This is a genomic window from Kitasatospora sp. NPDC057542, from assembly GCF_042801945.1.
Lineage (GTDB): Bacteria > Actinomycetota > Actinomycetes > Streptomycetales > Streptomycetaceae > Kitasatospora.
In genome coordinates, this window is record NZ_JBHVFE010000268.1 from 1 (window position 1) to 12,215 (window position 12,215).

Annotated in this window: 8 protein-coding genes; 6 read left to right on the forward strand and 2 right to left on the reverse strand. The window is 72.9% G+C overall.

Going from position 1 to position 12,215, the window contains the following annotated elements; translation table 11 throughout:
* Positions 1-30 precede the first annotated feature (30 nt).
* Positions 31-1,047, reverse strand: coding sequence for a LacI family DNA-binding transcriptional regulator (locus ACFU7Y_RS28195; RefSeq protein ID WP_380770059.1), 1,017 nt, complete (start codon positions 1,045-1,047; stop codon positions 31-33).
* 181 nt (positions 1,048-1,228) lie between these two features.
* Here ACFU7Y_RS28195 and ACFU7Y_RS28200 point away from each other — a divergent pair, with 181 nt between their 5' ends.
* The 5 genes from ACFU7Y_RS28200 to ACFU7Y_RS28220 all read left to right on the forward strand — a co-directional run bounded on the left by ACFU7Y_RS28200 (position 1,229) and on the right by ACFU7Y_RS28220 (position 8,319).
* Entirely contained in the window at positions 1,229-3,037 is a 1,809-nt protein-coding gene (locus ACFU7Y_RS28200) for a glycoside hydrolase family 13 protein (RefSeq protein ID WP_380770060.1), read from the forward strand.
* On the forward strand, positions 3,034-4,401 hold the full coding sequence (locus ACFU7Y_RS28205; protein WP_380770061.1) for an alpha/beta hydrolase-fold protein: 1,368 nt from the start codon (positions 3,034-3,036) through the stop codon (positions 4,399-4,401). Before ACFU7Y_RS28200 ends, ACFU7Y_RS28205 begins: the two co-directional genes overlap by 4 nt.
* Before the next feature lie 54 nt (positions 4,402-4,455).
* Positions 4,456-5,754, forward strand: coding sequence for an extracellular solute-binding protein (locus ACFU7Y_RS28210; protein WP_380770062.1), 1,299 nt, complete (start codon positions 4,456-4,458; stop codon positions 5,752-5,754).
* A gap of 85 nt (positions 5,755-5,839) precedes the next feature.
* Positions 5,840-7,456: an ABC transporter permease subunit gene (locus ACFU7Y_RS28215; RefSeq protein WP_380770063.1), complete on the forward strand. Its 1,617-nt coding sequence runs from the start codon at positions 5,840-5,842 to the stop codon at positions 7,454-7,456.
* Positions 7,453-8,319, forward strand: coding sequence for a sugar ABC transporter permease (locus ACFU7Y_RS28220; protein WP_224284439.1), 867 nt, complete (start codon positions 7,453-7,455; stop codon positions 8,317-8,319). Before ACFU7Y_RS28215 ends, ACFU7Y_RS28220 begins: the two co-directional genes overlap by 4 nt.
* Positions 8,320-8,606: 287 nt before the next feature.
* Here the strand turns inward: ACFU7Y_RS28220 and ACFU7Y_RS28225 are convergent, their stop codons facing one another.
* The gene (locus ACFU7Y_RS28225; protein WP_380770064.1) at positions 8,607-9,905 is read right to left on the reverse strand and encodes an erythromycin esterase family protein; all 1,299 of its coding nucleotides are present in this window, start codon (positions 9,903-9,905) and stop codon (positions 8,607-8,609) included.
* A gap of 655 nt (positions 9,906-10,560) precedes the next feature.
* Here ACFU7Y_RS28225 and ACFU7Y_RS28230 point away from each other — a divergent pair.
* Positions 10,561-12,192 (forward strand): alpha/beta hydrolase, encoded by a 1,632-nt coding sequence (locus ACFU7Y_RS28230; RefSeq protein ID WP_380770065.1) that lies wholly within the window; start codon positions 10,561-10,563, stop codon positions 12,190-12,192.
* The last annotated feature ends 23 nt before the right edge of the window (positions 12,193-12,215 follow it).

Consider the following 12,215-nt stretch of genomic DNA (forward strand, 5'->3'; position numbering starts at 1 on the left):
GCCGCTGGTGTCCCGGCCCTCGGCGTCGGGTCAGCCGTGCCGCAGTCGGCCGGTGGACTCGCGGGCGACCAGCTCCGGGGTGAACAGGTAGTCCCTGACCTGGCCGCCGTGCCCCTCCAGCTGGCGCCACAGGGCCTCGGCGACGGCCGCGCCCATCTCCTGGATCGGCTGGCGCACGGTGGTCAGCGGCGGATTGCTGTGGGCGGCCAGGTAGCAGTCGTCGTAGCCGACCACGGAGAGGTCGCCCGGCACCGAGCGGCCGGCCTCGCGGGCGGCCTGGGTGACGCCGAGGGCCATCAGGTCGCTGCCGGCGACGATCGCGGTGACGCCCGCGTCGAACAGCTGGCGGGCGGCCGCGGCGCCGCCGGCGATCGAGTAGGAGGACTCGGTGTACCAGTCGGCGGGGGCCTCCTCGCCGAGCAGTTCGCGCATCGCGCGCCGGTAGCCGTCCAGGCGGTTGATGGAGGGGCGCAGGTAGCCCTGGCCGCCGGCCAGTCCGATCCGCCGGTGGCCGAGTTCGCGCAGGTGGGCGACGGCGATCCGGGCGCCGAGCGCCTCGTCGGTGGCGACGGTGGGTACGGCCAGGCCCTCGACCCGGCCGCTGACCAGCACCATCGGGATGCCGCGTTCGTGCAGCAGCCGGTAGAAGCCGTGGTCGGCGTGCGGGTTGGCGTGCCGGCCGGAGACCAGGACCAGCCCGGAGACGCCCTTGCGCAGCAGGACGTCGATGTAGCCCAGCTCGGCGGTGCCCTGGCGGGTGGAGGTGCCGACCACGGCGGTCAGGCCGTGCTTGGCGAGCTGCACCTCGATCGCGGAGGCGAGCAGGGGAAAGACCGGGTTGTCGAGCTCGGGGACGACGATGCCGATCAGCGCACCCTGGTGCGGGTCGTAGCCCTGGTCGGGCCGCCAGCCGAGTTCCCGCATGGCCTCGGCGACCTTGAGCCTGGTGTCGTCGGAGACGCCCGGCCGGTCGTTGATCACCCTGCTCACCGAGGCGGCGCTGACGCCTGCCCGGGCGGCGATGTCCCGTAGTGACGGGCCGCTCAATTGGTCCTCCCGACTGGTCGAGCCTGCATCTTACAAATCCCCGGCCATGGGTCGGCGAGGCTGGTGAAACAATCTTAGCAACGTATTGCGCAACAGTTTCATCGCCGTTACGGTTCCCTCGTCGGCCCCGGTAAGCGGAACGCCGCACTCCATCACCCTGTTCACCCGACCGAGGAGCTCCATGGACACGGTCCGCAGCCACCGCCTCGCCGCCCGCCACCAGCCGCACCACGACGGCTCCGCGCGCTACGTCGGCGACCTCGCGCCCCGGATCGGGCAGAAGGTCGACCTGCGGGTGCGGGTGCCGGCCGGCCAGGAGGTGGACCGGATCTTCGTGCGCTCCGTCCCCGACGGCGAACCGCACTTCGAGGCCGCCGTGCCCGAGCGCACCGACACCGACGCGACCTGGTGGCGGGTCGGCCTGACGATGGTCAACCCGGAGATGAACTACCGGTTCTGGCTGCACACCCCGGACGGCGGTCGCTGGCTCACCGCGGCCGGCCTGCACGACCACGACCTGCCCGACGCCACCGACTTCCGCCTCACCACCCACCCGGCCCCGCCCGCCTGGGCCGCCGACGCCGTGGTCTACCAGATCTTCCCGGACCGCTACGCCCGCGGCGGCGACGCCCCGCTCGCCGCCTGGGCCCGCCCGGCCGACTGGGACACCCCGCTGCACACCGGCGACGCCGCCGCCCTCCAGCAGATGTACGGCGGCGACCTCTGGGGCGTGGTCCGCAGGATCGACCACATCCAGCGCCTCGGCGCCACCGTCATCTACCTCACCCCGTTCTTCGAGGGCCGCTCCAACCACCGCTACGACGCCGTCTCCTTCGACCGGGTCGACCCCGCGCTCGGCGGCGACGAGGCGCTGATCGCCCTCACCGCCGAGGCTCACCGGCGCGGCATCAAGGTGATCGGCGACATCACCCTCAACCACTCCGGCAGCGACCACGACTGGTTCCGCACCGCGCAGCAGGACCCGCGCAGCCCCGAGGCCGGCTTCTACTTCTTCGGCGAGGGCGGCCCCGACGACTACGCCACCTTCCTGGGCGTGCGCACCCTGCCGACCTTCGACCACCGCTCGCCCGAGCTGCGCCGCCGCCTCTACGAGGGCCCCGACTCGGTGATCGCCAAGTACCTCAAGGCGCCGTTCCACCTGGACGGCTGGCGGGTCGACGTGGCGCAGATGGCCGGCCGCCGCGGCGAGGTCGAACTCAACCATCTGGTCGCCACCACCACCGCGGCCACCGTACGGGCCGCCAACCCCGACGCCGTCCTGCTCGCCGAGCACCAGCACGACGCCTCGCTCACCCTCAAGGGCGACGGCTGGCAGGGCACCATGAGCTACGCGGGCTTCACCCGCCCGGTCTGGGCCTGGCTCGCCGAACGGCACGACCAGAAGGACTTCTGGGCGGTGCCCGGGCCGATCCCCGACTACGGTGGCGCCCAACTGCGGGCCACCATGACGGCGTTCGGCGCCGCCCTGCCCTGGCGCAGCCGGGTGCACAACCTCACTCTGCTGGACTCGCACGACACCGCACGGTTCCGCAGCTTCGCCGGCCCCGAGCGCCAACTGCTGGGCGCGTCCCTGCTGTTCACCCTGCCCGGCACTCCGATGGTGTTCTCCGGCGACGAGGTCGGCGTCGTGGGCGAGGGCCTGGAGGAGGGCCGCAAGCCCTTCCCCTGGGATGAGTCCGCCTGGGACCAGCACACCCACCGCACCTACCGGGAGCTGATCCGGCTGCGCCGCAGCCACAGCGCGCTCAGCGGCGGCGGGCTGCGCTGGCTGCTCGCCGAGCGCGACGTCCTGCTGTTCGAGCGCGAGGACGAGCGGGAGCGGATCCTGGTGCAGATCAGCCGGGCCGACCACCCGCCGGTGGCCGGCGAGTGGCACGCCACCCACCTGCTCGGCGGGCCGCAGCTCGTCCCCGGCCGCGACCTGCCCGCCGAGGGCCCGGCCGTGCACGTCTGGTCGGTGGCCCGATGAGCGCCGCCGGGGGTGTCGGGACCGCCCGGGCCGCCGTGCGCCGCGGCCGGATCGAACGCATTCCGGGCTTCCGCTCCGAACTGCTCGGCAACGAGCGGGACCTGCTGGTCCACCTGCCGCCCGGCTACGACGACGACCCGGGCGCCGACTACCCGGTGCTCTACCTGCAGGACGGCCAGCAGGTCTTCGACCAGGGGCAGCGGCCCACCTGGGCGCTGGACCGCACGCTGGAACAGCTGTACGCCGAAGGCCTGATCCCCGAGCTGATCGCGGTCGGCGTGCCCAACGCCGGCGCCGAGCGTGGCACCGAGTACTCGCACGTCGCCGAGTACTGGCGCACGCCCGGGACCCCGCTCAAGGGCCACCGCTACGAGGCGTTCCTGACCGACGAGGTCAAGCCGTTCGTCGACGCCCGCTACCGGACCAGGACCGGGCCCGAGCACACCGCGGTGATGGGCTCCTCGATGGGCGGCCTGGTCGCCTACCACATGGCCTTCCGCCGTCCCGAGGTCTTCGGCCTGGCCGCCGTTCTCTCCCCGTTCCTCACCCACGTCGACCCGGCCGACCTCGGCGAGAAGGTGGTCCACGAGCGCTACCGCCGCCGCGGGCCCCGCCGGCTCTGGCTGGACATCGGCGGCCGGGAGGGCCTGATCATGGCCCGGCCCGCGCGGGAACTGGCCGTCCAGCTCCTCGACGAGGCCGGCTACACCTCCGGCGCGGACCTCCTCTACTACGAGGACCCGGAGGCACCCCACCACGAGGACGCCTGGCGCCCCCGCTCCCGGCACGCGCTGCTGCACCTGTTCGGCGGCCCCTCGCCGGTCGTCTCGCTCACCGCCGCCGCGCACCTGCGGCTCGCCCCCGGCGAGACCTGGAGCGCCGTCAACCCGGCCGCGGTGCGGGCCGACGGCGTGCGCTACACCGCACTGGAGGCCGACTACCGGGTGGAGCGGCCCGAGGTCGCGGCCGTCTCGCCGCACGGGCTGCTGCGCCCGCTGGCCGCCGGGCGCACCGCGGTGACCGTACGGGCTCACGGGCTGAGCGGGCACTGCGAGGTCGAGGTGGTGCCGGAGCTTGCGGCCCGGCCCGTCCTGGAGGTCGTCGTCACCGTCCCGGACGGCACCCCGTACGACACGCCGGTGATGTACGGCCCGCTGCCCTGCCGCCCCGACGGCCCCGGGCGCTTCCGCGGCCGGATCGCCGTCCCGCGCGGCACCGGCTTCGACGGTGGCGTCTCGCGCGGCTGGGGCCTGGACGCCGTCGACGAGAACGGCCTGCGGGTGATGCACCCGCTGACGGTCGACCGCGACATCCGCCTCGACCTCACCGTCGACCGCTGGCGCCGCCCGGCGGACGGCATCTGACCCGCTGTCCCACCCCGGGGCCCCGGCCCCTCCCCAACGAAGGAGTCTCGGACGATGCGCTACCGCAGACACGCCGCACTCGGCGTCCTCGCCCTGCTGGTCACGGCCTGCGGCGGCACCTCGCCCGCCGGCGCGCCGTCCACCGGCACCTCGTCCGCGAGCGGCGCGGCGGCGGGGGACCCGATGAGCGCCCCGCCGATCGCGGGCCCGGAGGGCGACCTGGTGATCTGGGCGCAGACCCAGCAGGCCGCCGCCCTGCAGCCGCTCGCCGACCGGTTCGGCAAGGAACACGGGGTCAAGGTCACCGTCGCCCCGCAGTCCGTCAACACCCAGCAGGCCTACGTCTCGGCCACCAACGCGGGCAAGGGCCCGGACCTGGTGGTCGGTGCCTCCGACTGGCTGGGCAACCTGGTGCAGAACGGCGTCGTCGCGCCCGTCCCGCTCACCCAGGCGCAGAAGGCGCTGTTCCAGCCCGCCGCGCTGGAGGCCGTGACCTACGACGGCCGGCCGTACGGGCTGCCGTACGCGACGGAGAACCTGGTGCTGTTCCGCAACACCGAGCTCGCGCCGAACGCACCCACCACCTTCGAGGACCTGGCCGCCGCCGGGCAGGGCGCCGTCAAGGACGGGAAGAGCGAGCTCCCGCTCGCCCTGCCGATCGGCCAGCAGGGCAACGCGTACGCCCTACAACCGCTGTTCACCTCGGCCGGCGGCTACCTGTTCGCCGCCAAGGCGGACGGCGGCTACGACACCGCCGACCTCGGGGTCGGCGGACCGGGCTCGATCGCGGCCGGCGAACTGTTCAAGCAGTACGGGGAGAAGGGCGCCGGGCTGTTCAACCGCTCGGTGGACACCAACGCCATCGCGCTGTTCACCGGGCGCAAGACGCCGTTCCTGGTCGCCGGGCCCTGGGCGCTCGGCCAGCTCAAGCAGGCCGGGGTGCCCTACGCGATCTCGGCCGTGCCCGGGTGGGCGGGCAAGGGCCGGGCCCGCCCGTTCATCGGAGTGCAGAGCTTCTACCTTTCCGCGAAGGCCAGGAACCTGCCGCTGGCCCAGGAGTTCCTGCTGCACGAGATCGGCTCCGAGGAGGGCCAGCTGGCGCTCTACCAGGCCTCGCCGGAGCCGCCCGCGCTGACCTCCGCGCTCGCGAAGGCGTCCGCGAAGGACCCGGACATCGGCTTCCTCGCGCAGGCCGGGGCGGACGGCCAGCCGCTGCCGGCGATCCCCGCGATGAACGCGATCTGGGGACCGCTCGGCCAGGCCGAGGCGAGCATCGTCGCCGGCGCCGACCCGGCCGCGACCATGCGGCAGGCCGGCGAGGCCATCCGCGCCGCCCTCGGCTCCGCCCACTGAGCCCCCGCGTGCCGAGCCCCCCGGCACGCGCGCCGACACCCGGACGGCCACCACCTCCGGGCGCCCTCCGGACCAGGGACCACCCATGACCTCCCCCACCCTTCAGGACAGCAGGCGCCCGGCCGGTGACTCCGCCGGCGCCCCGGACCGCCCGCCCCGCCCGGCCTCCCGCCGGACGGTCGCCGCCACCGCACAGCTGGTGAAGATCATCCTGCTGGCCGGTGTCGCCGCCCTCGCCCTCTACGCGGCACCCAGGCTGTACGACGCCGGGCACTGGGCCGCGCTCGGCGTGCTGGCCGCGGCCGTCGGCGCGACGTTCTGGATCTACCTCTCGCCGCGCCGGCTGCCCGCCAAGTACCTGCTGCCCGCCACCGCGCTCTTCCTCGCCTTCGTGGCCTACCCCGTGCTCTACATCGTCGCGGTGTCCTTCACCGACTACGGAGACGGCCACCTGCTCACCAAGGACCAGGCGGTCCGCAGCCTCGTCGAGCACTCCGTCGAGCCCGTCCCCGACAGCCCCTCGTACGCGCTCACCATCGCCACCGGCCCGGACGGCGGTCCGCTGGTGCTGCTGCTCACGGACCCGGACACCGGGAAGGTCTCGGCCGGCACCGCGCGCGGCCTCGCCCCCGCCCCCGCCGGGACGGTGGCCGGGCCGGACGGCCGGGTGACGTCCGCACCCGGGCTGAAGCTGCTGACCTTCGGCCAGGTCAACGGCCGCTCCGCGGAGCTGACCGACCTGCGGGTGCCGGTGGACGGCGGGTTCATCGTGAGCCAGGGCCTCTCGATGGCCACCACGGCCCGCCCCACCCTGGCGTACGACCGGCAGGCCGACACCCTGACCGACGCCCGGGACGGCACGGTCTACCACCCCCGGGAGGGCCGGTTCACCGCCGCCGACGGTTCCGGGCGGACCCTGCCCACCGGCTGGCACCGCACCGTCGGCTTCGCCAACTTCACCGCCGTGCTCACCAGCCCCGCGATCCGCGGCCCCTTCCTCGGGGTGCTCGCCTGGACCTTCGGGTTCGCCCTGCTCTCCACCGGTGCGTCCTTCGCCCTCGGCCTCGGTCTCGCGCTCACCCTGCACCACCCGCGGCTGCGCGGGCAGCGGGCCTACCGCTCGCTGATGCTGCTGCCGTACGCGATGCCCGCGTTCATCGGCATCCTGATCTGGCAGAGCATGTACAACCGGGACTTCGGCCTGCTCAACCAGCTGCTGCACGCCCGGATCGACTGGCTGGGCGACGCCTGGAGCGCCCGGTTCGCGGTGGTGCTCACCAGCCTGTGGCTCGGCTTCCCCAACATGCTGCTGATCTGCACCGGCGTGCTGCAGGCGATGCCTGCCGAGCTCAACGAGGCCGCCCGGATCGACGGCGCCGGCCCGTGGAAGGCGTTCCGGGCGGTCACCTTCCCGCTGCTGCTGGTCGCCGCCGCGCCGGTGCTGATCTCGTCCTTCGCCTTCAACTTCAACAACTTCAACGCCATCCAACTGCTCACCGGCGGCGGGCCGTTCGACGGCGCGGGCGGCACCGCCGGATCGACCGACATCCTGATCAGCTACACCTACCGGGTGGCCTTCGGCGGGCAGGGCGCCCAGTACGGCTTCGCCGCCGCGCTGTCCATCGTCATCTTCCTGCTGGTCGGGCTGATCACGCTGGTGGGCTTCCGCCGCACCCGCGCCCTTGAGGAGCTGAACGCATGACCGCCACCACCGCCACCCGCTGGCTGCGCCGCTTCGGCTGGCGGCACCTGGTCGCCGTGCTCGCCGTCTGCTTCGCGCTGTTCCCGCTGCTGTTCGTGCTCTCCGCGGCGCTGAACCCGCTCGGCACGCTGCAGTCGTCCACGCTGCTGCCCCGGCACGCCTCGCTCGCCAACTTCACCGCCCTGTTCACCAACGGGCAGTACCCGTTCGCCCGGTGGCTGGCGAACACGGCGCTGGTCTGCGGCACCTTCGCGGTGCTCAACGTGCTGCTCGGGGTGCTGGCCGCGTACGCCTTCTCGCGGTTCCGCTTCCGGGGCCGGCGGATCGGGCTGATGGCGGTCTTCCTGGTGCAGATGTTTCCGCAGTTCCTCGCGGTGATCTCGCTCTACCTGATGTTCGCGAAGATCGGCGACGTCCTGCCGGCGATCGGCCTGGACACCCCGTGGGGCCTGGTGCTGGTGTACCTGGGCGGCGCGATGGGGGTGAACACCTGGCTGATGAAGGGCTACCTGGACACCATCCCGCGCGAGATCGACGAGGCCGCCAAGGTGGACGGCGCCGGGCACGCGCAGATCTTCTTCCGGCTGATCCTGCCGCTCGCCGCGCCGATGCTGGTGGTGATCTCGATCCTGTCGCTGACCGCCGCGCTCAACGACGTGATCCTGGCGAACATCTTCCTGACCTCGAACGACTCCAAGACCGTCGCGGTCGGCCTCTACGGGATCATCTCCGGCCAACAGGACCAGAACTACGGCCTGTTCGCGGCCGGCGCGCTGGTGACCTCGCTGCCGGTGATCGTGGTCTACCAGTTCCTCCAGCGCTACCTGGCCCAAGGCCTGACCGCCGGGTCGGTCAAGGGCTGAGCGGCCGGACGCCGCCGCCCCGTACGGAGCTACCGTACGGGGCGACGGCGTCGACGGCGGGAAACGCGGAACGCACCTGTGACACGCCTGTGCGACTTGCGAACCCCCGTACGCCAGGCGACCGTCACCGGCGCATGGAACAGGTCGGCCTCGTCGCGGTAGAGCAGGAACAGGCCACAGTGCTTCGGCGAGACGTGGTCGGCCGCGCTAATGGTTCACGTCCGGTACAACCCTCAGCAGGTCCTGCCAACCCGCTCGGCCGCATCTCGGCCGGCACCTGGGTTGGCCTACCCCATGAGGTCCGCGCTGAGCGTGGTGCGTGGAACGCAGACGACTGCGTCGTAAGCGTCCAGGGCCGGCACAGGCAGGAAGTCGTCGTCCATGCGGATCCGAGTCGGCTCTGGCAGACCATGCTGTCGCGCATACGCACGTAGGGCATGGGTGTTGACCATGGCGGGTGCTGCCGGCATGCCTGCGAACAGCGCCTCCACACTGTTGGGTGCTGCCGCGGGGGCGTCGGTCGCGTACTGGCGCATCCCGGCGGGGTGAGTCGGATCGGGCGAGTTCTTCACGGTCCTGCCGCCGCTGCTGGTCATCGCCACTGAAACGTAGTCGTTTCCGAGCCGCCGGGCGAGGGCGTGCCCCATCGGGACACGAGGCAGGGAAGTGCCCTCAGGATTGGTCGTGCGCTGGATGTGGGCGTTGTGCGCGGCGAGCACGATACGGGTACCGGGGGCGGATCGGTCGAGTAACGTCAGCAGGCTGTCGGCGAGGTAGCGGTCGCGGGCGGAGAGGTCAGCGGCATCCGGCTTCCCGTCGAACAGGTCAGCCATCGCACGCTGCATCTGGTCTGTGCGCCACGCAGCCCAGACGTCCGAGACCACGTCCTCGTACACGGTGGGCCCTGCGGAATCGATGTATATCTCACGCATCACCGTGACGCGGTTGAGTAGTTGACTGAGCACGGTTGAAAGCTGGTCCTGGACCGCAGCGTCCAGGCCAAGGCGGGCCCGGGCCGAAGCCAGACCCGAGCCTCCTGCAAGTGGCGCTGACAGTTCAAGGGCGGTTCGGGCGTGGCGAACTGCGCGGGGGTCGATGTCGGCCAGATACCGGGCTACCGCTTCAAGGACCGGAACCAGCGAGCCGCCGGCCGCAGGTATGTCGAGTCCGGCGAAGTGGACTGGGCGCGTCGCTCTGGCGTTATGGGCGCGCAGCCACCGCAGGATGTCGCGGCCTTCGGCGGACTGGCTCGGGTAGCCGCCGGTATGGGGAGTGAGAAGGGCATCGAGATCTCCGTCTCCGCCCCGCGTCCACGCATCGACAGCCCGGCCGGAGGCGGTCCCGAGTTCCGCGGCGTAGACGGTGAACCCGCACTCTTGGATCAAGAAGCGCAGTATTCGGTCGCGTAACAGCCCGTACTCGCGTATCTGATGGGAGCTCTCACCCAGGGCGACGACGCGTGCACTGCCGATGAGACGGCCCAACGGCGCCAGATCGTCAACTGGGGCATCGGCACCGGAGGTGGCAAGCAGCGCGGCGTTGCAGGTAGTCCATTCAGCGAGGGGCATTGCGGCTCTGAGGTTCATGCTCGCGACCCTAGCAATCAGCGCCTACACACCGAGTGGGCTCCGCAGAGTCAGTAGGGGGTACGCCGGGTACGAGCGCCGAACCTCAACCGGCTGTGCGAGGACAGTGGTCCCTTCGGGCGGAGGCGATCGGTGAGTGTCTCGGACCTGGTCCCGGCGGCGAGGCCGCAACGGCCGGTAGCCGGCCGGGTCGAGCTTGGCGAGCTCGGTGTCGACCTCGACGTCGATCGTGCCGTGGTAGTTGACGTTCTCACTGTGTGCCGGGGGGATGTGCGCGGCAGCTGGTCCTGCAGACACCCCCGTCCGTGGTCGCCGGAATGCTCGGCCACCACACCGTCCACACCGAAGCCGTCGCCGCTCAAGCGGGAGGAACCTGGAAGAAGTACGCCCCCGGCGACCACGTCACCTCCCGCTTCGGTCTCTTGCTTCACGCGCCGCCGACGCGGTCTCGGGCCGGGCCGCAGCGGAGGCGGCGAGCCGGCGGGCCATGGTGGCGGTGGCACGCCTCCCACCTCGCTGCCGGACGGCGCCTGACCCGCTGCCAGCGGTCTGCCAGCGCTCTGCCAGCGGGGTGCGGAACTGTCGGACGTGCCGGGCGGTACGCCGCGACCGAGGAGCGCGTGACCACCCGGCCCGTTGACGAAAGGGCACTCGCGTGACTCGTACCTCCCCTCCCATCGGCACCGCCGCAGGCCCGCGCCGGCCCGAGGCGTCCCGCACCGCAGTCCGACGCTCGGCGGCCTCGTGGAGGCTGGGCGCGGGCGCCGCCGCGGCAGCGCTGCTGGCCGCCGTGTGTCCGGCGACCGCCGTGGCCGCGCCGGACACCGCCCCGGTGCCGCGACTCACGTGGGCGACCTGCGGGGACGGCTTCCAGTGCGCGACCGCCCGTGTGCCGCTCGACCACCACGACCCGCGCGGCGCCGGGATCGACCTCTCCGTCATCCGGCACCCGGCGGACGACCAGGCGCACCGGATCGGCTCACTGTTCTACAACCCCGGCGGGCCGGCCGTGCCCGGCACCGTGGCCCTGCCCATGATGCTCGGCCAGTTCCCCGAGGAGGTGCGCAAGCGCTTCGACATCGTCAGCTTCGACCCGCGCGGCACCGGTGGCAGCGCTCCCGTCCAGTGCTTCGACGACCCGGCGGACGAGCAGGTCCTGCTGGCCGGCACCGCCGCCGGCTACCCCGAGGGCGCGGACCAGCAACATGCCTGGGCCGACGCCTACCAGCGCCTCGCCCGGCAGTGCGCGGCCCGCAACCCGGCCCTGTTGCCGCACGTCTCCACCGCGAACGTGGCCCGGGACATGGACCTGCTCCGCCGGGCGGTCGGTGACCGACGGCTCACCTACCTGGGCACCTCGTACGGCACCTACCTCGGCGCCACCTACGCCAACCTGTTCCCCGACCGGGTCCGCGCCATGGTCCTCGACAGCGCACCGGACCCGGTGGCCTGGTCGACCGGCCGCGGGGGGCAGGCCGCAACCATGGGTACCCTGCTGCGCAACGGCAGCGACGTGGCCGCCGGCCGTACCCTCGACGCCTTCCTCGACCAGTGCGCCCAGGTCGGTCCCCCGGCCTGCGCCTTCTCCGCCGGGACGGCCGCCGCCACCCGGGCCAGGTACGGCGAGCTGCTCCAGCGGCTGCGCGCCCGGCCGGTCGCGGTCGACGGCATGACCTTCACCGCCGGCTCGGCCGTGGAGGCGACGATCCTCTCGCTCTACGCCACGAACCCCGTCCCGGGCATCCCCCTCACCGGCTGGACCCGGCTCGGCACGACGCTCCAGGCGCTGTGGGCCGCCACCGAGGCGCCTGCCACGCCGACCGCACCGCTGCCGCCCGTCCTCCACCAGTCGCCGGACCAGGCGCTCGCGGTGGCGTGCTCGGACAGTGCCAACCCGCCCGCCCGGGCCGACTACCCCGCCCTGGCCGCGTCCGCCCGGGCCCGCTCCGGCGAGGCCGGCCCCTACTTCGCCTGGGCCGACGAGCGCTGCGCCGACTGGCCCGCCCGGGACCGCGACCGGTACGACGGCCCCTGGAACCACCCGACCGCCCGGCCGATCCTGGTCGTCGCCAACACCGGGGACCCGGCCATGCCGTACGAAGGGTCCCGCGCGATGGCCCGTTCGCTCGCCCGCGCGGAGCTGCTGACCGTCGACGGCTACGGCCACACCGTGCTGGCCAACCCCAGCGACTGTGCTGCCCGGCACGAGGCCCGCTACCTGGTCGACGGCGTCCTCCCCGCCCCCGGCACGGTCTGCGCACCCACCCACCCGCCGTTCAGCGGCTGATCGCGCATCCGCCCTGCCGCGCC